A 21,848-nucleotide genomic window follows, 5' to 3' on the forward strand; every position below is an offset into this window, starting at 1 on the left:
ATCCGGCAGACGGCGCACCGCGCCTAGAACTCGAAGGCGATCATCTTCTTGATGGTGAAGATGCCGATGGACATCCAGATCGCCGCGCCGACCAGGGCGATCTTGCCCGTGTCGGTTGTCCAGAGCAGCGAGATGTAGTCGGGGCTGGTGAGCGCGGTGATGCCCGCCACAGCGAAGGGCAGGCAGGCGATGATCGAGGCCGAGGCCTTGGCCTCCATGCTCATCGCCTGGACCTTGCCGCGCATCTTGGCGCGGTCGCGCAGCACCGTGGAGAGGTTGTTCAGCGCCTCGGAGAGGTTACCGCCCGACTGCTGCTGGATGTTGATCACGATGGCGAAGAAGTTCACCTCGGCGGTGGGCACGCGCTCGAACAGCCGCGTGCAGGCCTCGCCGAGGGACAGGCCCATCGCCTGCGTCTCCACCACGGTCCGGAACTCGCTGCGCACCGGCTCCTCGGCCTCGCGCGAGACCATGCGGAAGCAGTCGCCCACCGGGATGCCGGTGCGGATGCCGCGGACCACCACGTCGACGGCGTTGGGCAGCTCCTTGTTGAACTTCGCGATGCGCTTGAGCCGCAGGTGGCGCAGCAGGTAGGCCGGCAGGCCGAAGCCGCCCGCGAAGGCGGCGCCGAGCGCCGCCAGGGCGTTGTCGGTGATGACGAAGAGCAGGAGCCCGAAGACGACCCCGCTCAGGGCCGAGACCCCGTAGAATGTCTGCTTCGTCCAGCCGAGGCCGGCGCGGGCGAGCTTCAATTCCACGCTGGCCTTCGAGGCGCCCTTGGCCTTCGCCTCGATCTCGCTCAGCGTCTTGGCGACCTGCTCGCGCCGGTTGACGGCGACGCCCCGGGTCGCCGCCCCCGAGGCGGAGACGCTGATCGTCTTCAGGCGCTTGGTGGCCCGGCGCTCGCCGCCGAGCAGGGGCAGGACCGCCACGTAGGCGATGGCGGCCACCGCGATGCCGGCGAGGCCGGCGGCGATCGGCAGGTTGGAGGCGTCCGCCATCGGCTCAGTTCCGGTCGACGACCTCGGCGGCGTCGAGCGCCTCGCCGAGCCGCTGTTCGAGGCCGTAGTAGCGGGCGCGCTCCCAGAATTTCGGCCGGCCGACGCCGGTGGAGCGGTGACGCCCGATCAGCTTGCCGTTCGCGTCCTCGCCGACGATGTCGTAGAGGAACACGTCCTGGGTGGTGATGACGTCGCCCTCCATGCCGAGCACCTCAGTGATGTGGGTGATGCGCCGGGAGCCGTCGCGCAGACGCATCGCCTGGATCACGACGTCGATCGAGCCGCAGATCATCTCGCGCAGGGTCCGCGACGGCAGGGTGAAGCCGCCCATCGAGATCATCGATTCGATACGCGACAGGCACTCGCGCGGGCTGTTGGCGTGGAGCGTGCCCATCGAGCCGTCGTGGCCGGTGTTCATCGCCTGGAGCAGATCGAAGGCCTCCGGTCCGCGCACCTCGCCGACGATGATCCGCTCCGGGCGCATGCGCAGGCAGTTCTTCACGAGGTCGCGCATGGTGACTTGGCCCTGGCCCTCCATGTTGGGCGGCCGTGTCTCCAGGCGCACGACGTGCGGCTGCTGGAGCTGCAGCTCGGCCGCGTCCTCGCAGGTGATGACCCGCTCGTCGTGCTCGATGAAGGCGGTGAGGCAGTTGAGCAGCGTGGTCTTGCCCGAGCCCGTGCCGCCCGAGATGACCACGTTGCAGCGCGACTGGCCGATGATCTTAAGGACCTCGGCGCCCTCGGGCGAGATCGCCCCGAAGCGCACGAGCTGCTCCAGGGTGAGCTTGTCCTTCTTGAACTTTCGGATCGTGAGCGCCGGGCCGTCGATGGCGAGCGGCGGCGCGATGACGTTGACGCGGGACCCGTCCGGCAGGCGCGCGTCGCAGATCGGCGAGGCGTCGTCGACGCGCCGGCCGACCTGGCTGACGATGCGCTGGCAGATGTTCATCAGCTGCTGGTTGTCGCGGAACCGCACGCTGGTCAGCTGGATCTTGCCGTTGACCTCGATGAAGGTCCGGTGGGCGCCGTTGACCATGATGTCGGCGATGTCGTCGCGGGCGAGAAGCGGCTCCAGCGGGCCGTAACCCAGCACGTCGTTGCAGATGTCGTCGAGCAGTTCCTCCTGCTCGGAGATCGACAGGACGATGTTCTTGAGCCCGATGATCTCCGTGACGATGTCGCGGATCTCCTCGCGCGCGGTCTCGGCGTCGAGGCGCGAGAGCTGCGTCAGGTCGATCGCCTCGATCAGGGCGCCGAAGATCAGGCTCTTGGTGCGGTAGTAATCCTCCGAGCGCGCGGTCTCGACGACGACCGGGGCCGCCGGCGCCGGGCGCTGGGCCGGCGCGGGCGCCGGCGCGTCGCGCAGCACTGGCGTGGCCGGGGCCGGGGTCCGCATCTGCGGCATCGGCGGGGGCGGCGCCGACGCGCCGCCGGACTGTCGCCTACCGAACATGGGTCAGAGCCCCGACGCTGACCCGCGGCACCGGCCGGGTGAGGGATCGCGTCCGCATCAGGATGCCTTGCGGCCGGAAAGCTTGGCGAGCAGCGGCTCCAGCAGGCTCGGACGGCCCCGCCGGCTCTCGGGACGTCCGAGGGTCATGGCCGCCAGGTCGTTGAACAGCTCCGCCACCTTCGAGCCCGCCTGGATCTCGGCGATCATCTGGCCGTTGTTGGCGGCCGTGCCGAACAGGGTCGGCTCGAACGGGATCGTCAGGGCCACCGGCGCCTCCAGGGCCTTGGCGAACTCGGCGGTGCCGATCTCGGGGCGCTTGGGCACGCCGACGCCGTTCAGCACGATGCGGGGCGGCTGGTCGTTCGGGCGACCGTGCTTCAGCGCGCCGAGGAGGTTCTTGGCGTTGCGCAGGCAGGCGAGGTCGGGCCCGGTCACGATCAGGATCTCGTCGGCCGCCGTCAGGACGCGCTTCGTCCACGCGTTCCACTGGTGGGGGATGTCGAGGACCACGCACGGGACGCTCGCCCGCATGTGCTCGATCAGGGTGTCGAAGGCCGGCTCGGACAGGTCGATGGTCCGGTCGAGGCTCGCCGGGGCCGAGAGCAGGCTCAGGTTGTCGCTGCACTTGGACAGCAGCCGCTCGACCAAGGCGGAGTCCAGCCGCTCGGGGGCGAACACCGCCTCGGCGATGCCCTGGGGCGGGTCCTGGTTGAAGTTGAGCGAGGCGGTGCCGAAGGCGATGTCGAGATCGGCGATCACCGTCTGGACGCCCTGGCCCCGGGCCACCGACCACGCGAAATTATGCGCCACGGTCGAGGCGCCGATGCCGCCCTTGACGCCGTAGACCGCCACGGTCCGGCCCACCGGCTTGACGCCCGGGGCCGTGAACAGGTCGGAGATCGCCGCGATGAGCGTCAGGGGCTCGACCGGCGCCATCAGGTAATCGGACACCCCGCGCTGGATCAGCTGGCGGTAAAGCATCACGTCGTTGACGTGACCGATCACCAGGACGCGGGTCCCCTCGTCGCAGACCTCGGCCAGGGCGTCGAGGCACTCGATCGGCCGCGAGCGCGCGCCCTGGATCTCGAGGACGATGACGTTGGGCGTCGGCGCGTGCCGGTACGCCTCGATCGCCGCGGCCCCGCCGCCCATCCGGACCTTGACCTGCGCCTTCTGCATGCGCCGGTCGAGGGCCGCGCCCTCGATCATCGCCGCGGTCTCGCCGGTCTCGCAGAAGGCCTGGATGGTGATCCGGGGCACCGGGGCGATCGTGCGCTCGGTTGTCTCGGACAGCTCTGCCATGACGGCGCTTTCGGGTTCGCGTGCGGGGTGCGGCGTTGCGATCGGCGGCGGGGCTGCCCATCCCCGGCGCCGGCTGTCTCAGTTCGTGACCTGGGCCTTCACGGCGGTCTGACCATCTTGCCGCCATGTGGTTGACGGATCCTTGCCGTCCCGCAACTGGCCAATGTCCCGGACCCGCTTGACCGTGTCGATGCGGCCCTCGGGCCGGCCGCGCACGAGGTCGACCGGGTCGGCGACCTGGGCGGCGACGTTGGACTGCATGGCGCAGCCCAGGTTCCAGCTCGGCCGGTTGTTGTAGTCGGTCGCGAAATTGCCGGCCCCGAGGTCTTGAGGCCAGAGGCCGCAGGCGTCGGCCACCTTGGCCTGCATGCGCTGGAAGCTCAGCCGGATCGGCGCGGCGAGGGTCGGCGCCGCCACCGCGTAGCCGCTGACCGCGATCTCGCGGGCGTTGACGCCGTTCTGCGTGCCGAGCCGGCCGAGAACCGAGGCCGTCCGCTGCACGGCGGCGACCTGGTCGGGTGGGACGCCCTGGGGCACCTGCATCAGAAGGGTTCCGCGGCCGTAGCGCCGGTACTCCAGCATGAAGGCGTTGACATCGGTCGCTTGGCGCGGGTCCAGATGGCCCGTGCCGGTCGGGAACACGTCGAGGCTGCGAGGCCCGTCGGTCAGCACGATCGGGTGGCGCGCGCGGTAATCCGTGACGTCGATGCCGCCGGTCGTGACGGGATCGGTCTTGCAGGCCGCCGCGAGGGCGGAGAGCGCGCAGGCGGCGAGAACGCTCGCGGCGCGGCGCGGCAGTGCGGGCGGGTGACGTCCGGTCGTGGGTCCGGTCATGGGTCCGGTCATGGGTCCGATCCTGGGAGGCGCGGCGGGGCGCTACTCGACGATGAAGCCGACGCGGCCGCGGTAGGTGCGGCCGAGCGGCGCCGCGGCGGCCGCGCCGGGCGGGGCGACCTTGCCGTAGATGCGGTTGATCTGGCCGAGCAGCACGGCTTGGCCGTCGCTTGAGTCGACGAAGTTGTCGTCGGGCCGGCTGACCTGCTTCGCCTCCATCGGCCGGGCGATGTAGGGCGTGCACATGATCATCAGCTCGGTCTCCTGGCGCTGGTAGTCGCGGGAGCGGAACAGCGCGCCGAGGATCGGGAGGTTGATCAGGCCGGGCAGGCCGGCGATCGCCTGCTTGTTGAACTGCTGGATCAGGCCGGCGGTCATCATCACACCGCCGGAGGGCAGCTCGACGGTGGTCTCGGAGCGGCGCACCCGGGTGCCCGGCACTGCGACCGAGGTGTTGCCGATCACATAGTTGAAGCTCTGCTGCGTATCGATCTCGGTCACGTCCGTGGCGACGCGGATCGAGATCCGGTTGTCGGCCAGCACCGTCGGTGTGAACGACAGGGCGACGCCGTAGGGCTTGTATGTGATGCCGGGCGAGCAGACGCCGCCGACGGCGCAGGTTGCCGAGGCCGGCACCGCGAACTCGCCGCCGGCCAGGAACTTGGCGGCCTCGCCCGAGATGGCGGTCAGCGTTGGCTCCGCCAGGATGCGCGAGACGCCGGCCTGCTCGAACGCCTTCAGGGTCGCCTGGAGCGAGAAGCCGCCCCCCTGCACGGAGGCCTGAACCAGATTCCCGGTCGGCGTGTTCGTGTTGATCGGGAAGGGCAGGTTGTTGGTGATAACATTCGGGATGTACGCCGGGACCTGCGTGGCCGCCGCGGTGCCGCCGTTCACGAGCGTCTGCCCCAGGTTTCCGACCGGGTTCAGAGCCGACCAGTTGCCGGCCATGTTGATCCCGAACTGCTTCAGGACGTTGCGGGACACCTCCACCACGGTGACGCGGAGCATCACTTGGTCCTTGTTGCGGATCGTGAGGTTGTTGATCACCGCGCCCCGCGAGCCGGCGGCGACGCCGCCGCTGGCCGCGCCCGCGGCCCCCGCGGCCCCGGCGCCGCCCAGGCCCACGAAGGCGTTGGCGATGTCGATCGCCTGCTGCGCGTCCGCCGAGGAGTTGACCGCCCCCGACAGGAGCACCGAGGCGCCCGAGGAGCGCACGTCGAAGCGTCCGCCCGGGATGCTCTGGTTGAGCAGCTCGCGCAGGGTCCCAAGGTTCAGGTCCCGCGCCACCGTCACGTCGAGGGCGGCGATCTGGCGGCCCTCGGCATCCATGATGAAGATCGAGGTCGCGCCGTCCGCCATGCCGATCACGAAGACCTTACGGGTCGAGCGGACCACGGCGTTGGCCACCGCGGGGTTGGCCACGAACACCTCCTTGGCGTCCCGCGGCAGGTCGACGATGACGGACCGGCCCGCGGTCAGCTCGACCCGCCGGGTCGAGCTCGCTTCCGCGGCTCCGACCGTCAGGATCGGCGCCGGGCCGAAGGTCTGGCGGTCCTGGGCAGAGGCCGGCCCGGTCAGGGCGACGAGCAGCGCGAGGGCGCCGGCCGAGCAACGGCGCGGGCCGCGGTCAGGGCGCCGCGTCGGGCGCGTGAGGGGCAGCGAAGCGGTCATGGCGGTCACGGCGTCTGCTGCCGCGCGACGCCGAAGCGCACCACGGTCAGGGCGGGTTCGGGCATCTGCGCGGCGGACGCGTCGGCCAGCGGCACGGCTTCCGGCGGCAGCCCGGCATCGGCGAGGCTGCGCAGGGAGAGCGTCAGGGCGCCGACCTTCTGGGCGAGCGCCAGGGTCTCGGCCTGTGCGGGCGTCACGGCCAGCGTCGCGGTCTCGCCGGTGACGACGTTGGTGCCGTTCTTCTCTTGGACCAGCTGACCGATCGCCAGGACGCGGATGTCGGTGAGGATCGTCTGGGAGAGCTGCACGTCGCTGTTGTTGGCCCGCGAATTGGACTCGTCGCGGAAGGTGCGGATCACGTCGACGCGGTCGTTCGGCAGGATGAAGCCGCCGGCCGAGTTGGTTCCGCGGCTGTCGGTGACGATGGCGACCGCGCGCATGCCGGGCGGCAGGATCGCCGCCATGAACCCGCTCTCCGGGCGCACCAGCTTCTGCGCGCGGATCGGCTCGCCCGTCAGGAAGCCCGAGCGCACGGACGCACCGACGGTCTCCTCGAGGGCCTTGGGGTTGATCTTGCGGGTCATGTAGCCGTTGGCCACGGCGCCGTCCGGCCAGGGCTGCCAGCGCAGGTCCGCGGCCCGGAGCACCTGGCCCATGGGCATGTCGATGGCGGCCACGAGCACGTCGGTCGTCGGCTGCGGCGGCGCCTCGGCCGTCGGCGGCGGTGGCGGCGGTGGCGGATCGCCGCCGCTCATCAGGAAGGCCGCCCCGGTGCCCGCCGCGAGGGCGATTCCGAGGACGGCGAAACGGGCTGGATTCATCGCATCGCCACGCGCCGGAGACGGCCGGATTGCCGTCCATGACGGGAACCTGCGCGGGGATTCGTGTAATTATGGTTAAGGTATTATAACCTCTGCCGTTGTCGCCGGTCCGGAAACGGGTCGATCGGAACCGCGTCACAATCCGCGGAATCCTTCAGCTCCCGCCCGACCTCGGCCGTGGCGCGGCGCCGGGTCGTCCCCTATCGTGCCGCCGGAACCGCCTCAGAAGCGGGCACTCGGGCGAACCGGGGGGAGACATGATCAGGACAATCGGCGGCGCGGTGATGGCGGCCGCTCTCGTGGGGACCGCGCTCGGCTCCGCTCCGGCGGCCGCGCAGGGAAGCTTCTCGGACAACGCCATACGGATCGGCGTCCTCAACGACCAGTCCGGCCTCTACGCCGAGTACGGCGGCCAGGGCTCGGTCGAGGCCGCCCGGATGGCGGTGGAGGATATGGGCGGCAAGATCGGCAGCGTGCCGATCGAGATCCTCACGGCCGACCACCAGAACAAGCCCGACATCGCCTCGGCGATCGCCCGGCAATGGTACGACCGCGACAATGTCGACGCGATCATGGAGCTGACCACCTCCTCGGTGGCGCTGGCGGTCCAGGGCCTGTCCAAGGAGAAGAAGAAGATCACCATCACCACCGGGGCCGCGACCAGCGACCTCACCGGCAAGGCGTGCTCGCCCTACGGCTACCATTGGGCGTTCGACACGCGGGCGCTGGCGGTGGGCACCGGCGGCGCGCTGACCCGGGCGGGCGGCAACACGTGGTTCTTCCTCACCGCCGACTACGCCTTCGGCTCGGCGCTGGAGGCCGACACCAGCAAGGTCGTGCTCGCCAACGGCGGCAAGGTGCTGGGCAGCGTCCGGCACCCGCTCTCGAACCAGGACTTCTCGTCGTTCCTGCTCCAGGCGCAGGGCTCGAAGGCCAAGGTAATCGGGCTCGCCAATGCCGGCCTCGACACCTCGAACGCGATCAAGCAGGCCGCCGAGTACGGCATCGTCGAGGGCGGCCAGAAGCTCGCGGCGCTGCTGTTCACCCTCTCGGAGGTGCACGGGCTCGGCCTCAAGGTCGCCCAGGGCCTGACGCTCACCGAGGGCTGGTACTGGGACGCCAACGACGAGACCCGCGCCTTCGGCCAGCGCTACATGAAGCGCACCGGCCGGATGCCCAACATGATCCAGGCCGGCACCTACTCGGCGGTCCTGTCCTACCTGAAGGCCGTCAAGGCGGCCGGCACCGACGAGACCGACGCGGTGAACGCCAAGCTCAAGGAGCTGCCGGTGGACGACGTGTTCGCCCATGGCGGGATCGTGCAGCCGAACGGACGCATGGTCCACGACATGTACCTGTTCGAGGTCAAGAAGCCGGCCGAGTCGAAGGGTCCGTGGGACCTCTACAAGCTGATCTCGACGATCCCCGGTAAGGAGGCCTTCGCCTCCCCGGCCGAGAGCGGCTGCCCGCTGACGGCGGCGAAGTAGGTCTCACCCCGTCATCGCGAGCGCAGCGCAGCGACCCGGGGCGGCGCGTCCCTGGATTGCTTCGCTCCGCTCGCACAGACGGCGGCGGGTCGAATGTCCCGTCTCAGGATGTGCTCTACTCCGAGAGGGTATCACCCCGCCCAGACGCGCCGGTACAGGGCCACGATCTCGTCGGCGCTGGGCTCCACCGGGTTGTTGGCGGGGGAGCCGGAGGCCAGCGCCTGGGCCGCCATGGTGGGCAGCAGCGCCTCCCAGCGGGCCGGGTCGATCCCGTATTCCCGCGGTCCCGGCACGTCGAGGTCGTCGTTCAGCGCCTCGAGCTCGGCCACCAGGGCCGACACCGCGGAGCGGTCGTCGGTGTCCGGGCCGGCGATCTTCATGGCGCGGGCGCAGGCGGCGTAGCGGTCGATCGCGGCCGGGGCCGAGAAGGCCGTGACCGCCGGCAGCAGCATCGCGTTCGAGAGCCCGTGGGCCACGTGGAAATGGGCGCCGATCGGCCGGCTCATGCCGTGGACGAGCGCCACGGAGGCGTTCGAGAAGGCGATGCCGGCCTGGGTCGCGCCGAGCATCATCGCCTCGCGGGCCGCCCGGTCGCCCGGATCGGTCCAGACCCGGCGCAGGTTCGGGGCGATCAACCGCATCGCCTGAAGCGCCAGCCCGTCCGAGAACAGGTTCGACTTGCGCGAGACGTAGGCCTCGATCGCGTGGGTCAGGGCGTCGATGCCGGTATCGGCGGTGAGCCGCTTCGGCTTGGTGAGCGTCAGCTCGTAATCGACCAGGGCCGCCACCGGCAGGTAGGCGAGGCCGATGCAGAGCATCTTCTCGTCCGAGGCCTCGTCGGTCACGATGGTGAAGCGGGTCGCCTCCGAGCCGGTGCCGGCGGTGGTCGGGATCGCCACGATCGGCAGGCCGGGCTCGTCCTGCTGGCGCGGCGCCTTGTAGTCGCGCATGTGGCCGCCGTGGCGGGCGAGCACCGCCACCGCCTTGGCGGTGTCCATCGGGCTGCCGCCGCCGAAGCCGACCACGCAGTCGAAATCGCCCGCCTGGAGGGCCGCCAGCGCCGCCTCCACGGAGGCGACGGTCGGGTCCGGCACAGTCTCGGAGAAGATCGTGGCCTGCGCGCCCGCCTTGGTCAGCCGCTCGAGCAGCGTGTCGGTGCGGCCGCTGCCGGCAAGGTAGGGATCGGTGACCACGAAGGGCCGCGACAGGCCGAGCTGGCCGAGCACCTCCGGCAGGAGCCGCGAGGCGCCGGCGCCGACGCGCATCAGCCGGGGCAGGGCGATCGAGGCGACCATTCTCTTGCTTCTCCCACCCGGCACCTCGCTGGTGCGCCGGAACGACGATCTTAGGACCTGCGACCGCCGGGCGAAACTGCCGGTGCTTACACTGCCGGCCCGGCGAAGAGCGCGGCGGCGGCCTCCACCTCGCCCGCGATGAAGCCCGCCACGGCGCGGATATGGGCGGCCTTCCGGTGATCCTCGTGGATGTGCATGTGGAACGAGCGGGTCAGCGACACCGCGCCGGGCAGCACCGGCACGAGACCCGGATGGGCCGACGCGATGAAGGCAGGCAGCACGCAGAGGCCGGCGCCGCCGAGCGTCGCGTGGACCTGGGCCAGGAGGTTCGTCGAGCGCAGCCGCGCCGAGACCGGCGGACCCAGGGCGCCGAGATAGTTCAGCTCGCGCGTGAACAGCATGTCCTCGATGTAGCCGACGAAGGGATGCCCCGAGAGGTCCCCGACCTCCGCGATCGGCCCGGCCCCCGCGAGGTAGGATTCGGCCCCGTAGACGAGCAGCCGGTAGTCGGTCAGCCGGCGCGCCACCACCCGGGCCTGCTGCGGGCCGGAGAGGCTGATGACGATGTCGGCCTCGCGCTTCGACAGGCTGAAGATCCGGGCGGTCGCCATGATCTCGACCTCCAGCCCCGGATGGCGCGCGGTGAGCCGGTGCATCCGGGGGGCCAGGAAGACGCTGCCGAACCCGTCCGGCGCGCCGATCCGCACCGTGCCGGAGACCGCCTGGGCGGCCTCCGTGGCGGCGCTCGCCGACAGGAACGCGCTCTCCATGGCCTCGGCGACGCCGAGCAGGTTCGCGCCGTCCTCGGTGAGGGCGTAGCCGAGGTTGCTGCGGTGGAACAGCCGGGCGCCGAGCCCTTCCTCCAGGGCGCGGATCCGGCGCCCGACGGTGGTGTGCTCGGTGCCGGTACGGGTCCCGGCGGCGCTCAGCGTTCCGGTCCGCGCCACGGCGAGGAAGAAGCGGAGGTCGTCCCAGTTGGGCCCCGTCCTGGCCATGATCGCACCCTCGCTGTGCATCGATGCACGACGGCTGTAAGCGCATCCGGCTTTATCGCTCAAGCGATCCTGATAGGGTGCGCCAAAATCGAACGCCACATCACAGGGAGGCGCGCATGCGCACGATCGGGCATTACATCGGCGGCCGGAACGTCGGCGGCGAGAGCGGGCGGTTCGCCGACGTGTTCCACCCCTCGACCGGCGAGGTGCAGGCCAAGGTCGCGCTCGCCAGCAAGGCCGAGATGCGCGCCGCGGTCGAGAACGCCGCAGCGGCCCAGCCGGCCTGGGCGGCGACCAATCCGCAGAAGCGCGCCCGCGTGATGATGCGCTTCCTCGAGCTCATCCGCGGCGAGAACGATTCGCTGGCCGAGCTGCTGGCCTCCGAGCACGGCAAGACCGTGCCGGACGCCAAGGGCGACATCCAGCGCGGCGTCGAGGTCGTGGAGTTCGCCTGCGGCATCCCGCACCTGCTCAAGGGCGAGTACACCGAAGGGGCCGGGCCCGGCATCGATGTCTACTCCCTGCGCCAGCCGCTGGGCGTCGTCGCCGGCATCACGCCGTTCAACTTCCCGGCCATGATCCCGCTGTGGAAATGCGCCCCGGCCATCGCCTGCGGCAACGCCTTCATCCTGAAGCCGTCCGAGCGCGACCCGAGCGTGCCGATCCGCATCGCCGAGATCTTCCTGGAGGCGGGCCTGCCGCCGGGCATCCTCAACGTCGTCAACGGCGACAAGGAGGCGGTCGACGCGATCCTCGACGACGAGGACATCAAGGCGGTGGGCTTCGTCGGCTCCTCGCACATCGCCGAGTACATCTACGTGCGCGCCGCCGAGACGGGCAAGCGCGCCCAGTGCTTCGGCGGCGCCAAGAACCACATGATCATCATGCCGGACGCCGACATGGGCCAGGCGGTCGACGCGCTGATCGGCGCCGGCTACGGCTCGGCCGGCGAGCGCTGCATGGCCATCTCGGTGGCGGTGCCGGTGGGCGAGCAGACCGCCGACCGCCTGATGGAGAAGCTGGTCCCGCGGGTCGAGTCGCTCAAGATCGGTCCCTCGCACGACGGCTCGGCCGATTACGGCCCGCTCGTCACCCGGGAGGCCGTGCAGAAGGTCGCGAGCTACATCGACAAGGGCGTCGCCGAGGGCGCGCAGCTCGCCGTCGACGGCCGCGGCTTCAAGCTCCAGGGATACGAGAACGGCTTCTACATGGGCGGCTCGCTGTTCGACCGCGTGACGCCCGACATGACGATCTACAAGGAAGAGATCTTCGGCCCCGTGCTCTCGGTGGTTCGGGCCAAGGATTACGAGGAGGCGCTGGCGCTGCCCTCGACCCACCAGTACGGCAACGGCGTCGCGATCTTCACCCAGGACGGCGATGCGGCCCGCGACTTCACCGCGCGGGTCAATGTCGGCATGGTCGGCGTCAACGTGCCGATCCCGGTTCCGATCGCCTACCACACCTTCGGCGGCTGGAAGCGCTCGGGCTTCGGCGACCTGAACCAGCACGGGCCGGACTCGATCCGGTTCTACACCAAGACCAAGACCGTGACGCAGCGCTGGCCGAGCGGCATCAAGAGCGGGGCGGAGTTCTCCATCCCGACGATGCGGTAGAGCGCGACGGCTCGAGGTGGGGCCCGGGTCCCCCTCTCCCGCGCGGGGAGGGGGTACGGCCCGCCTTGGGGCGGCCGATGTGCGTACCTCGCGCGGTGGCTGACGAACATGAGGGAGTGCCCATGAGTTTCGGGCTCGACGAGGACCGGACCGCGATCCGCGAGATGGCCCTCGGCTTCGCGGCCGAGCACATCGCGCCGCACGCCCTCGACTGGGACCGCGACAAGACCTTCCCGGTCGAGACCCTGCGGGAAGCGGCCGCCCTCGGCATGGCGGGCATCTACGTCCGCGAGGATGTCGGCGGTTCCGGCCTGTCGCGCCTCGACGCGACGCTGATCTTCGAGGCGCTCAGCACCGGCTGCCCGACCGTGGCGGCGTTCCTGTCGATCCACAACATGTGCGCCTGGATGATCGACGCCTACGGCGACGACGATCAGCGCCGCCGCTGGCTGCCGTCGCTCATGGGCATGGAGCGGATCGCCAGCTACTGCCTCACCGAGCCGGGTTCGGGCTCCGACGCTGCGGCGCTCCGCACCCGCGCCGAGCGGGACGGCGACCATTACGTGCTCTCCGGCGAGAAGCAGTTCATCTCGGGCGCCGGCGCCAGCGACCTCTACGTCTGCATGGTCCGCACCGGCGAGGCCGGCCCGGCGGGGATCTCCGCGATCGTGGTCGAGAAGGGCACGCCCGGCCTGTCCTTCGGGGCCGACGAGCGCAAGATGGGCTGGAACGCCCAGCCGACCCGCGCGGTGCGCTTCGACGGCTGCCGTGTGCCGGTGGGCAACCGCCTCGGCGCCGAGGGCCAGGGCTTCAAGATCGCCATGAGCGGCCTCGACGGGGGGCGGCTCAACATCGCGGCCTGCTCGCTCGGCGGCGCGCAGGCGGCCCTCGACAAGGCGCTCGCCTACATGGGCGACCGCCGCGCCTTCGGGGCGAGGCTCACCGACTTCCAGGCGCTGCAGTTCCGCCTCGCCGACATGGCGACGAGCCTGGAGGTGTCACGCACCTTCCTGCGGCACGCGGCCGCCGCGCTCGACGCCAAGGACCCGGCCGCGACCCAGCTCTGCGCGATGGCCAAGCGCCACGTCACCGACGCGGCCTTCGAGGTCGCCAACCAGGCGCTCCAGCTTCACGGCGGCTACGGCTACCTCGCCGAGTACGGCGTGGAGAAGATCGTCCGCGATCTGCGCGTGCACCAGATCCTCGAGGGGACCAACGAGATCATGCGGCTGATCATCGCCCGCGGGCTGACCGGGGGCCGCCGATGAGCGACGTGATCGTCGAGCGTGTCGGCGCCCTGGGCCGGCTGCGGCTCAACCGGCCGAAGGCCCTCAATGCCCTGACCCACGGCATGGTCGGCGAGATCGACCGGGCGCTCGACCGGTTCTCGGCCGATCCGGGCATCGCCGCGGTGCTGCTCACCGGGGAGGGCGAGCGCGGCCTGTGCGCCGGCGGCGACCTGCGCTCCCTCTACGACAGCCCCGACACCGCCTTCGCCGAGACCTTCTGGCGGGACGAGTACAGGCTCGATGCGCGCATCGCCGCCTACGAGAAGCCCTTCGTGGCGGTCATGGACGGCATCACCATGGGCGGGGGTGTCGGGCTCGCGGGCCACGCCGCGCACCGGATCGTCACCGAGCGTTCCCGCGTCGCCATGCCGGAGACCGGCATCGGCTACCTGCCGGATGTCGGCGGAACGTGGCTGCTGCCGCGCGCGCCCGGGGAACTCGGCACCTATCTCGGCCTGACCGGCGAGCCGGTCGGCGCCGCCGACGCGATCTTCTGCCGGCTGGCCGGCGCCCTGGTGCCCTCCGCGGGTCTGCCTGACCTGATCGACGCCCTCGTGGCGGTCGACCCGGATGCCGGGCAGGCGGGCGTGCGGGACGCGATCGCACGGCTCGCCCGTGATCCGGAGCCGGCACCGCTCGCCGCGCACCGGGCGGTGATCGACCGCTGCTTCGCCTTCGACATGGTGGACGAGATCCTGTCGGCCCTGGCGGCGGACGGCTCGGACTTCGCCGCCGCGACCCGGGCGACGCTCCTGACCAAGGCGCCGTCGAGCCTCGTCCTGACGCTGTGCCTCCTGCGGCTCGGCCGCGGCGCGCCGAACCTGGAAGCCTGCCTGGAGCGCGAGTTCCACGCCTCGCTGGCCCTGCTGGCGGAGGGCGATTTCCGCGAAGGCATCCGCGCCGCGGTGATCGACAAGGACAAGAGCCCGCGCTGGAACCCGCCGACCCTCGACGCGGTCGATCCGGCGCGGATCGCCCGCTGGCTGGAGAAGCGGGCGGAGCCGGTTTTTTCGGAATCGCGCACGGGGCCGGTGTGATGACGCATCGCTCGTTCCCACCCACACCCTCATCCTGAGGTGCCGAAGCGTAGCGTAGGCCTCGAAGGAGGGCTCCAGAAGCCGCCGTGATTCCTGGAGCCCTCCTTCGAGGCCCGCGTCGCGGTCACTTCAGATGAGGACGCGGGTGGAAGACGCGAACGACAGCAATCAAGGGAGAAGCAGGATGGCGCAGACCATCGGGTTTATCGGTCTCGGCAACATGGGCGGGCCCATGGCGGCCAACCTCGTGAAGGCGGGCCACACCGTGCGCGGCTTCGACTTGGTGCCGGCCTCGCTGGAGGGGGCGCGCGCCGGAGGCGTCGCTGTCACCGGCTCGGCCCTGGAGGCGGCCCAAGGGGCGGACGTCGTCATCACCATGCTGCCCGCCGGGCGGCACGTGGTCGAGGTCTGGACGCAGCTCGCCGAGGCCCTGCCCGCCGGCACGCTCCTGATCGATTCCTCCACGGTCGACGTCGAGAGCGCCCGCAAGGCCCACGCCCTCGCCGAGGCGCGGGGCTGCCTGTCGGTGGACGCGCCGGTCTCCGGCGGCACCGGCGGCGCGAAGGCCGGGACGCTGACCTTCATGGCCGGCGGCGCCGCGGCCGCCTTCGCCAAGGCCGAGCCGCTGCTGAAGGCGATGGGCAAGAACGTGTTCCATTGCGGCGATGCCGGCGCCGGGCAGGCGGCCAAGATCTGCAACAACATGATCCTCGGCATCTCGATGATCGGCGTCAGCGAGGCCTTCGCGCTCGGCGAGAAGCTCGGCCTGTCGCACCAGGCGCTCTACGACGTGGCCTCGGTCTCCTCGGGTCAGTGCTGGTCACTGACCACCTACTGCCCGGTGCCGGGTCCGGTGCCGACCTCGCCGGCCAACAACGGCTACAAGCCGGGCTTCGCCGCCGCGCTGATGCTCAAGGACCTCCGACTCGCTCAGGCCGCCGCCATCGCCGCGGGGGCGGCGACGCCGCTGGGCGCGGAGGCCGCGCAGATCTACGGCCTGTTCGAGGGCGCGGGCCACGGGGGAGAGGACTTTTCCGCGATCATCCGTATGCTCCGCGGGCAGGGAGGCGAGTCGTGAGCGACACGTACGAGACGATCCTGACGGAGACGCGCGGGCGCGTCCTGCTGATCACCCTCAACCGGCCGAAGGCCCTGAACGCCCTCAACGCGCAGCTCACCCGCGAGGTGATCCGGGCGGCGACCGAGGCGGATGCGGATCCGGGGATCGGCTGCATCGTCCTCACCGGCTCGGCGAAGGCCTTCGCGGCCGGCGCCGACATCAAGGAGATGCAGCACGCCACCTACGCGGAGATGTATTCCGGCGACCGGTTCGCCGACTGGGACCGGTTCGTCGCCGTGCGCAAGCCGATCATCGCCGCGGTGGCGGGCTACGCGCTCGGCGGTGGCTGCGAACTCGCCATGATGTGCGACATCATCCTGGCGGCCGACACGGCGCAGTTCGGCCAGCCCGAGATCAAGCTCGGCGTGATGCCGGGGATCGGCGGCAGCCAGCGGCTGACCCGCTTCGTCGGCAAGGCCAAGGCCATGGAGATGTGCCTGACCGGGCGGATGATGGACGCCGCCGAGGCCGAGCGTGCCGGCCTCGTCTCGCGCGTGATCGCGGCCGACCAGCTCCTCGACGAGGCACTGAAGGCGGCCGAGACCATCGCGTCGATGTCGCTGCCGATCGCGATGATGACCAAGGAGGCGGTCAACCGGTCCTACGAGACCACGCTGACCGAGGGCATCCGGTTCGAGCGGCGGGTGTTCCACGCCATGTTCGCCACCAAGGACCAGAAGGAGGGTATGGCCGCCTTCGTAGAGAAGCGGCCGCCCCGGTTCGAGAACACCTGAGCGGGGACCAGGCGATGGATGTGCTGGACCACGACGAAGTCCGGTTCGAGATGGCCTTCCCGCGCGCAATCGTCGCCCAGAAGGCGCGCGGGCGCGAGGAGACCATCAACGAGCACCTCGTGAAGCTGCTCGCCTTCGTGCCCCAACGGACGCGGTCGGTCTGGCGGAAAGAGCTGACGCGCCATTTCCGTTTCCTGGCGGCGCTGCGGGTCAAGCCCGGCGCCAGCCTGATCCCGCTCCGCGATTGGTGGGCATGGCTCTACGCGGATCCGTTCGAACACAACGAGGCCGGCTACACGGCCGGCCTGATCGCGCTGAACGCCGACGATTTCGCCCGCAACGACCGCAGTGTTGGGGCGATTGCCGGGCAGATCCGCGACTTCCACGCCGCCATGGTTCAGCGCCTCGCGCAGGGCGAGGCCGGTGAGGATCTGATCCCGGCCTGAAGACGCCGGGTCGGGATCGGGCAACGAGGACGAGGGGGAACGACCATGCCGAGCTTCCGGGAGGCCCGCGACCTTCTGCTGGCCCATCGCACCGACTACGCCGCCGCCGTCGCGGCCTTCGCGTGGCCGGACCCGGTGCCGTTCAACTGGGCGCTCGACTGGTTCGACGCCGTCCTCGCCGGCCCCGAGAGCCGCGACCGCGCCGCCCTGCGGATCGTCGAGGCTGGCAGCGGGGCCGAGCAGAGCCTCAGCTTCGGCGAGCTCGCGGCACGGTCCAATCAGGTGGCCAACCACCTGCGTCAGCTCGGCCTGAAGCGCGGTGACCACCTGCTCCTGCTGCTCGGCAACGTGCCGGCCCTGTGGGAGACCATGCTGGCCGCGATGAAGCTCGGCGCCGTGGTCATCCCGGCGACCACGCTGCTCACCGCCGACGAGCTCGCCGACCGCCTCGCCCGCGGCCGCCCGCGGGCGATCGTGGCCGGGCCGGAGCAGATCGCACGGTTCGCCGGCCTCGACACGGGCGGTGCCGTTCGCCTCGTCACCGGGGCTCCGACGGAGGGCTGGGCGGCCTACGACGACGCCTTCACGGCCTCGGACAGCTTCGCGCCGGACGCCCCGACCGCCGCCGACGACCCGCTGCTCCTCTACTTCACCTCCGGCACCACGGCGAAGCCGAAGCTGGTGCGCCACAGCCACCGCTCCTACCCGGTGGGCGCGCTCTCGACCATGTACTGGCTCGGGCTGCAGCCGGGGGACGTGCACTGCAACGTCTCCTCGCCGGGCTGGGCGAAGCACGCGTGGTCCTCGTTTTTCGCGCCCTGGAATGCCGGCGCGACGATCCTGGTGATCAACCAGGCGCCGTTCAACGCGGCCGCGCTGCTGGCGCAGCTGGAGCGCACCGGCGCCACCACGCTCTGCGCGCCGCCGACCGTCTGGCGGATGATCATCCAGGAGGACTTGTCCGGGAAGCGGCTCGCCCTGCGCGAGGTCTGCGCGGCGGGCGAGCCCCTGAATCCCGAGGTGATCGAGCGCGTGAAGAGCGCCTGGGGCCTCACGATCCGCGACGGCTACGGCCAGACCGAGACCACCGCGCTCATGGCCAACACGCCGGGGCAGCCGGTGGTGCCGGGCGCCCTGGGCCGGCCTCTCCCGGGCTACCGGGTGCGCGTCCTCGACCTCGACGGTCAGCCGGCCACCGAGGGCGAGGTCTGCCTCGAACTCGGGGCCCACCGGCCCGCCGGCCTGATGCAGGGCTACGACGACGGCCAGGGCAACCTGTCGGGCGCGGCCGGCGACCTCTACCACACCGGCGACGTCGCCTTCGTGGACGAGCAGGGCTGCTACACCTTCGTCGGCCGCGCCGACGACGTGTTCAAGTCGTCGGGCTACCGGATCAGCCCCTTCGAGCTGGAGAGCGTGCTGATCGAGCACCCGGCCGTGGCCGAGGCGGCGGTGGTGCCGGTGCCCGACCCGATGCGCCACACCATCCCGAAAGCCTACGTGTCCCTGGTGGCCGGAGCCAGCCCCGGACCCGAGACGGCGCTCGACATCTTCCGGTTCACCAACGCCCGGCTCGCGACCTTCAAGCGCCTGCGCGGGCTCGAATTCGTCACCGATCTGCCCAAGACGATCTCGGGCAAGATCCGGCGGGTGCAGCTCCGCCGCCTGGAGCACGAGGGCATCACCGAGGACCCGCACCGGGGCCGCGCCTACACGCAGGCGGACTTCCCGGAGCTGAAGGGCGAGGCCGAGCGCAAGCTCGACCAGACGGCGGGCTGAGCGTTTCCACCCCGTGATCGCGGGCGCAGCGAGGCTACCCAGGGCAGCGCGCCATCGGTCGGCTTGGCGCAGTCTTGGTGTGCCTCTCTGCGCTCGCGATGGCGGCTGCGCGCCTGAGGACTCAGGTCCCCGGGTGACGAACCCTCAAGGTTTCCGGTTTCCGAAGCCGAAGCCGCCGATTTACAAGGGTTCTCAAGTCTCCCGTCGACGCTGTCGCGCGTGAGCGGGCCCGCGCCGGCAGATCGGTAAAATTGCGCGCATCCGCTTCAGCGCCGCGGAGGCTCTGCGGCGCAATCCTGTCCTCAACAACGGGGACGGGTTCGATGGGCGCGGCGCTTCTCAGGACGGTTCGGGGGATGCTGGTCGGAGCGGCGACGCTGCTCGGCCTCGCCGCTCCGGTTCAGGCGCAGACGCTGGCGAGCCTGCCCGCGGACGTGGGCGCCAAGATCCTGGGCGACGCCAAGCCGATCGCGGCGTGGGTGACGTTCTGTCAGAATTACGCGGCGGAGTGCGCGCTGGACCGGGGCGAGCCGGCCCGGATCAGCCTGACGCCCGCCACCTGGGCGACGATCGTGTCGGTGAACCGGCGGGTCAACAAGGCGATCGAGCCGATGACCGACCAGGACCACCTGCACGTGGCCGACCGCTGGGACCTAGCCGAGGACGGCATCGGCGACTGCGAGGACTTCCAGCTGCTCAAGCGCCACATGCTGGCCGAGGCCGGCCTGCCGCGGCGGGCGATGCGCATGACCGTGGTGATCGACGAGAAGGGCGAGGGCCACGCCGTGCTGACCCTGATCACCGACCGCGGCGACCTGGTGCTCGACAACAAGACCAGCGCGATCCTGCCCTGGCACAAGACCGGCTACGTGTTCATCAAGCGCGAGAGCCAGGACGCCGTCGCCTGGGTCTCCCTCGGCGGCGTCACCTCCCCGGTCACCACTGCAAACCGGTGACGCGGCCTCAGGCCGCCCGGCTCAGCGACGGCTGGGCGAGGCTCGCCACGTAGGACTCCACCCGGCCGATGAAGGCCGCGAGATGCGGGGCGACGCCCCGGAGACTGGCGAGATCCCGGACCAGGATGTCCCGCGACAGCGCCCTGTCGCCCTCGCTCGGCGCGTCGGCGAGGTAGGAATCGACCGCGTGCTCCGCGATATTGATCGCGCCGGCCCGACCATCTTCGGCGAGCGCTCTGATCACCTGCTGGATGGCGGGCTGCATGGCGGGTCCTTTCCTGGGGTGCGGCCCCGTCGGCGACGGGCTGGCCGGCTTCACGCGTCTCGATCGAGCCCGCCGCGAATCCCCCGTGCGAGCCGTGCTGAGAAGCCGGCAAAGCTGACCTGAATCAAGGCCTTCCGAGAAGGCGCAGAGCGGCTATTCACTCAGTGCATACGGTTTCGGCCAGCCCCGCGGATGCAACACTCTCTTAAATCGGAACCGATACGGCTCCCCGCGCGTTAGCTGCCTCGCCCTGACCCATTGTGCGTCGCACGTGGCCGTGTCACCCTTCCGTCATCATCGGGCGGCGGGGGCTTGAACCATGCGGCACGCGGATGGCGGTATCTCGTGTCAGGTCTTCGGCCCGCTCCGTTGGCGCGGGTGGACGCACGCGGCGTGCCGCGCGCGGCAGGCGGCGAGTTTCGCCCTGCTCGGCACGATCCTCGCGATGGGCGGCGCCACGACCCACGCCCACGCGCGGCTGGTCCTGCCGGATCAGGTGACCGCCGCCGAACCGACCGGGCCGGTGCGGGCGATCGCGGGCTGGACGGATTTCTGCGCCCGCACGCCTCAGGAATGCACGGTCGACACGGCCGAGCCGGCCGAGATTTCCCTGACCGTGGCGGTGTGGCGGACCCTGCAGAGCGTCAACCGCCGCGTGAACGCGCGCATCCGGCCGATCACCGATCAGGCGCATTGGGGCGTCGTCGACCGCTGGGACTTCCCCGATGACGGGTTCGGCGATTGCGAGGATTACCAGCTGCTGAAGCGGCGGATGCTGGTGGAGCGCGGCCTGCCGCGGCGCGCCCTGCTGATGACCGTGGTGATCGACGAGACCAACGAGGGCCACGCGGTGCTGACGGTCCGGACCGACCGCGGCGACTTCATCCTCGACAACAAGACCGACGCGATCCGCTCCTGGCGCCGCACCGGCTACAACTTCATCAAGCGGGCCGGCCAGGACGGCGCGGCCTGGGTGTCCCTGGAGGGCAAGGACGGGACCGCGCAGGTGGCCACCGCCGAGCCCTGAACCCGATCAGGCGCCCACCAGCATCGCGGCGAGGTCGAGGGCGACGCGGCCGGAGAGCAGGCTCCAGCCGCACGCGATGACCGTCGCCAGCATCACGAACGGGATCGGGCGCCCCTCGATCCGCCGGCCGCGCACCGTGTTGCGCAGGATGATGAACGGCGCCGAGAAGGCCAGCATCGGCAGGGCGGCGACCGCCGGCAGACCACCGCGCTCCAGCAGGCTGAAGCTCGCCCGCCGCGCCGCGAACAGCTCGAAGGCGCTGGCGATCAGGCCGGACAGCGCCAGTCCGATGCAGAGGGTCCGGATCGACTCGAGGGCGACGGGCGTGAGGACCATTATTCGCGCTCCTGATACAGGTTGCGCGCACTGTACTCACGCCGTTTACCGGTTGTTAAGCACGAGTCTTCGTTAGCGTTAATCCGTGCACAGGTGCGGCCGGCGGGACCCGATCCGGGACGCGGGTCCGGCCGGAGCGCGGGGCCTCAGGCCTCTTCCTCGAGATCGATGTCGAGGATCGCCATCCGGAAGACGAAGGAATCGTCGCCGTCCTCCTTGTCGTCGGCGATCACGCCGATCGACTCCTCGCCGATGAACACCTCGGCGGAGTCGCCGGTCTTCATCGCGGTAAGGCGGATATTGTTGTTCGCGAACTTGCGGCGCAGATAGTCCTGAAGCTTCGCGGTCTCGGCTTTGGTCACGCTGGTCGATCTCCCCTGGCGGCGC

21 protein-coding genes are annotated in these 21,848 nt (G+C 70.7%); 10 read left to right on the forward strand and 11 right to left on the reverse strand.

Features of this window, described 5'->3' with window-relative positions; all coding sequences use genetic code 11:
* Nucleotides 1-23: 23 nt before the first annotated feature.
* From ABIC30_RS26910 to cpaB, 6 genes are all read right to left on the reverse strand, one after another.
* Nucleotides 24-1,001 (reverse strand): type II secretion system F family protein, encoded by a 978-nt coding sequence (locus ABIC30_RS26910; RefSeq protein WP_020095644.1) that lies wholly within the window; start codon nucleotides 999-1,001, stop codon nucleotides 24-26.
* Between the two features lie 4 nt (nucleotides 1,002-1,005).
* Complete coding sequence (locus ABIC30_RS26915) at nucleotides 1,006-2,454, reverse strand: TadA family conjugal transfer-associated ATPase (RefSeq protein WP_026605321.1); 1,449 nt, start codon at nucleotides 2,452-2,454, stop codon at nucleotides 1,006-1,008.
* Between the two features lie 57 nt (nucleotides 2,455-2,511).
* A complete protein-coding gene (locus tag ABIC30_RS26920; protein ID WP_056526226.1) occupies nucleotides 2,512-3,756 on the reverse strand; it encodes a CpaE/TadZ family protein in 1,245 nt (414 codons plus the stop codon).
* Between the two features lie 78 nt (nucleotides 3,757-3,834).
* The gene (locus tag ABIC30_RS26925) at nucleotides 3,835-4,602 is read right to left on the reverse strand and encodes a CpaD family pilus assembly protein (protein ID WP_234081266.1); all 768 of its coding nucleotides are present in this window, start codon (nucleotides 4,600-4,602) and stop codon (nucleotides 3,835-3,837) included.
* Nucleotides 4,603-4,632: 30 nt separating this feature from the next.
* The gene (locus ABIC30_RS26930) at nucleotides 4,633-6,261 is read right to left on the reverse strand and encodes a type II and III secretion system protein family protein (RefSeq protein ID WP_354456371.1); all 1,629 of its coding nucleotides are present in this window, start codon (nucleotides 6,259-6,261) and stop codon (nucleotides 4,633-4,635) included.
* 5 nt (nucleotides 6,262-6,266) lie between these two features.
* Nucleotides 6,267-7,082 (reverse strand): Flp pilus assembly protein CpaB, encoded by an 816-nt coding sequence (cpaB, locus tag ABIC30_RS26935; RefSeq protein ID WP_020095649.1) that lies wholly within the window; start codon nucleotides 7,080-7,082, stop codon nucleotides 6,267-6,269.
* Between the two features lie 257 nt (nucleotides 7,083-7,339).
* Between cpaB and ABIC30_RS26940 the strand changes: the two genes are divergently transcribed.
* Complete coding sequence (locus tag ABIC30_RS26940) at nucleotides 7,340-8,569, forward strand: ABC transporter substrate-binding protein (protein ID WP_354456372.1); 1,230 nt, start codon at nucleotides 7,340-7,342, stop codon at nucleotides 8,567-8,569.
* A 131-nt stretch (nucleotides 8,570-8,700) separates the two neighbouring features.
* Here ABIC30_RS26940 and ABIC30_RS26945 read toward each other — a convergent pair whose 3' ends face one another.
* Together ABIC30_RS26945 and ABIC30_RS26950 are read right to left on the reverse strand one after the other, a co-directional pair.
* The gene (locus ABIC30_RS26945) at nucleotides 8,701-9,864 is read right to left on the reverse strand and encodes an iron-containing alcohol dehydrogenase (RefSeq protein WP_020095651.1); all 1,164 of its coding nucleotides are present in this window, start codon (nucleotides 9,862-9,864) and stop codon (nucleotides 8,701-8,703) included.
* Between the two features lie 86 nt (nucleotides 9,865-9,950).
* The gene (locus tag ABIC30_RS26950) at nucleotides 9,951-10,859 is read right to left on the reverse strand and encodes a LysR family transcriptional regulator (RefSeq protein ID WP_103986049.1); all 909 of its coding nucleotides are present in this window, start codon (nucleotides 10,857-10,859) and stop codon (nucleotides 9,951-9,953) included.
* Between the two features lie 116 nt (nucleotides 10,860-10,975).
* On the opposite strand from ABIC30_RS26950, the gene ABIC30_RS26955 reads away from it, so the two are divergent.
* From ABIC30_RS26955 to ABIC30_RS26990, 8 genes are all read left to right on the forward strand, one after another.
* Entirely contained in the window at nucleotides 10,976-12,472 is a 1,497-nt protein-coding gene (locus ABIC30_RS26955; RefSeq protein WP_020095653.1) for a CoA-acylating methylmalonate-semialdehyde dehydrogenase, read from the forward strand.
* 122 nt (nucleotides 12,473-12,594) lie between these two features.
* Entirely contained in the window at nucleotides 12,595-13,740 is a 1,146-nt protein-coding gene (locus tag ABIC30_RS26960) for an isobutyryl-CoA dehydrogenase (RefSeq protein WP_020095654.1), read from the forward strand.
* Nucleotides 13,737-14,798: an enoyl-CoA hydratase/isomerase family protein gene (locus ABIC30_RS26965; RefSeq protein ID WP_020095655.1), complete on the forward strand. Its 1,062-nt coding sequence runs from the start codon at nucleotides 13,737-13,739 to the stop codon at nucleotides 14,796-14,798. Before ABIC30_RS26960 ends, ABIC30_RS26965 begins: the two co-directional genes overlap by 4 nt.
* Before the next feature lie 184 nt (nucleotides 14,799-14,982).
* The gene (mmsB, locus tag ABIC30_RS26970; RefSeq protein ID WP_020095656.1) at nucleotides 14,983-15,876 is read left to right on the forward strand and encodes a 3-hydroxyisobutyrate dehydrogenase; all 894 of its coding nucleotides are present in this window, start codon (nucleotides 14,983-14,985) and stop codon (nucleotides 15,874-15,876) included.
* On the forward strand, nucleotides 15,873-16,652 hold the full coding sequence (locus tag ABIC30_RS26975) for an enoyl-CoA hydratase (protein ID WP_020095657.1): 780 nt from the start codon (nucleotides 15,873-15,875) through the stop codon (nucleotides 16,650-16,652). The genes mmsB and ABIC30_RS26975 overlap by 4 nt, the downstream gene beginning before the upstream one ends.
* Nucleotides 16,653-16,666: 14 nt before the next feature.
* The gene (locus ABIC30_RS26980; protein ID WP_020095658.1) at nucleotides 16,667-17,098 is read left to right on the forward strand and encodes a hypothetical protein; all 432 of its coding nucleotides are present in this window, start codon (nucleotides 16,667-16,669) and stop codon (nucleotides 17,096-17,098) included.
* Between the two features lie 45 nt (nucleotides 17,099-17,143).
* Nucleotides 17,144-18,877, forward strand: a complete 1,734-nt coding sequence (locus ABIC30_RS26985) for an AMP-binding protein (protein ID WP_020095659.1) — start codon at nucleotides 17,144-17,146, stop codon at nucleotides 18,875-18,877.
* A 356-nt stretch (nucleotides 18,878-19,233) separates the two neighbouring features.
* On the forward strand, nucleotides 19,234-19,833 hold the full coding sequence (locus tag ABIC30_RS26990; protein ID WP_020095660.1) for a transglutaminase-like cysteine peptidase: 600 nt from the start codon (nucleotides 19,234-19,236) through the stop codon (nucleotides 19,831-19,833).
* A gap of 7 nt (nucleotides 19,834-19,840) precedes the next feature.
* On the opposite strand, the gene ABIC30_RS26995 is transcribed toward ABIC30_RS26990, so the two are convergent.
* On the reverse strand, nucleotides 19,841-20,098 hold the full coding sequence (locus ABIC30_RS26995; protein ID WP_012320711.1) for a hypothetical protein: 258 nt from the start codon (nucleotides 20,096-20,098) through the stop codon (nucleotides 19,841-19,843).
* A 319-nt stretch (nucleotides 20,099-20,417) separates the two neighbouring features.
* Between ABIC30_RS26995 and ABIC30_RS27000 the strand changes: the two genes are divergently transcribed.
* Nucleotides 20,418-21,125: a transglutaminase-like cysteine peptidase gene (locus ABIC30_RS27000; RefSeq protein WP_026605326.1), complete on the forward strand. Its 708-nt coding sequence runs from the start codon at nucleotides 20,418-20,420 to the stop codon at nucleotides 21,123-21,125.
* Nucleotides 21,126-21,131: 6 nt separating this feature from the next.
* Here the strand turns inward: ABIC30_RS27000 and ABIC30_RS27005 are convergent, their stop codons facing one another.
* The gene (locus tag ABIC30_RS27005; RefSeq protein WP_020095662.1) at nucleotides 21,132-21,461 is read right to left on the reverse strand and encodes a DUF6949 family protein; all 330 of its coding nucleotides are present in this window, start codon (nucleotides 21,459-21,461) and stop codon (nucleotides 21,132-21,134) included.
* Between the two features lie 146 nt (nucleotides 21,462-21,607).
* Nucleotides 21,608-21,823 carry a DUF3126 family protein gene (locus ABIC30_RS27010; protein WP_007565940.1) on the reverse strand — a complete coding sequence of 72 codons (216 nt, stop codon included), beginning with the start codon at nucleotides 21,821-21,823 and terminating at the stop codon, nucleotides 21,608-21,610.
* Nucleotides 21,824-21,848: the final 25 nt, after the last annotated feature.

Source organism: Methylobacterium sp. 1030 (assembly GCF_040544715.1).
Classification (GTDB): domain Bacteria; phylum Pseudomonadota; class Alphaproteobacteria; order Rhizobiales; family Beijerinckiaceae; genus Methylobacterium.

Bases quoted from the DNA above. Each gene is read 5' to 3' on its own strand.
- ABIC30_RS26910 (WP_020095644.1), bottom strand. From the start codon at position 1,001: ATGGCGGACGCCTCCAACCTGCCGATCGCCGCCGGCCTCGCCGGCATC.
- ABIC30_RS26915 (WP_026605321.1), bottom strand. From the start codon at position 2,454: ATGTTCGGTAGGCGACAGTCCGGCGGCGCGTCGGCGCCGCCCCCGCCG.
- ABIC30_RS26920 (WP_056526226.1), bottom strand. From the start codon at position 3,756: ATGGCAGAGCTGTCCGAGACAACCGAGCGCACGATCGCCCCGGTGCCC.
- ABIC30_RS26925 (WP_234081266.1), bottom strand. From the start codon at position 4,602: ATGACCGGACCCATGACCGGACCCACGACCGGACGTCACCCGCCCGCA.
- ABIC30_RS26930 (WP_354456371.1), bottom strand. From the start codon at position 6,261: ATGACCGCTTCGCTGCCCCTCACGCGCCCGACGCGGCGCCCTGACCGC.
- cpaB (WP_020095649.1), bottom strand. From the start codon at position 7,082: ATGAATCCAGCCCGTTTCGCCGTCCTCGGAATCGCCCTCGCGGCGGGC.
- ABIC30_RS26940 (WP_354456372.1), top strand. From the start codon at position 7,340: ATGATCAGGACAATCGGCGGCGCGGTGATGGCGGCCGCTCTCGTGGGG.
- ABIC30_RS26945 (WP_020095651.1), bottom strand. From the start codon at position 9,864: ATGGTCGCCTCGATCGCCCTGCCCCGGCTGATGCGCGTCGGCGCCGGC.
- ABIC30_RS26950 (WP_103986049.1), bottom strand. From the start codon at position 10,859: ATGGCCAGGACGGGGCCCAACTGGGACGACCTCCGCTTCTTCCTCGCC.
- ABIC30_RS26955 (WP_020095653.1), top strand. From the start codon at position 10,976: ATGCGCACGATCGGGCATTACATCGGCGGCCGGAACGTCGGCGGCGAG.
- ABIC30_RS26960 (WP_020095654.1), top strand. From the start codon at position 12,595: ATGAGTTTCGGGCTCGACGAGGACCGGACCGCGATCCGCGAGATGGCC.
- ABIC30_RS26965 (WP_020095655.1), top strand. From the start codon at position 13,737: ATGAGCGACGTGATCGTCGAGCGTGTCGGCGCCCTGGGCCGGCTGCGG.
- mmsB (WP_020095656.1), top strand. From the start codon at position 14,983: ATGGCGCAGACCATCGGGTTTATCGGTCTCGGCAACATGGGCGGGCCC.
- ABIC30_RS26980 (WP_020095658.1), top strand. From the start codon at position 16,667: ATGGATGTGCTGGACCACGACGAAGTCCGGTTCGAGATGGCCTTCCCG.
- ABIC30_RS26985 (WP_020095659.1), top strand. From the start codon at position 17,144: ATGCCGAGCTTCCGGGAGGCCCGCGACCTTCTGCTGGCCCATCGCACC.
- ABIC30_RS26990 (WP_020095660.1), top strand. From the start codon at position 19,234: ATGCTGGTCGGAGCGGCGACGCTGCTCGGCCTCGCCGCTCCGGTTCAG.
- ABIC30_RS26995 (WP_012320711.1), bottom strand. From the start codon at position 20,098: ATGCAGCCCGCCATCCAGCAGGTGATCAGAGCGCTCGCCGAAGATGGT.
- ABIC30_RS27000 (WP_026605326.1), top strand. From the start codon at position 20,418: ATGCGGCACGCGGATGGCGGTATCTCGTGTCAGGTCTTCGGCCCGCTC.
- ABIC30_RS27005 (WP_020095662.1), bottom strand. From the start codon at position 21,461: ATGGTCCTCACGCCCGTCGCCCTCGAGTCGATCCGGACCCTCTGCATC.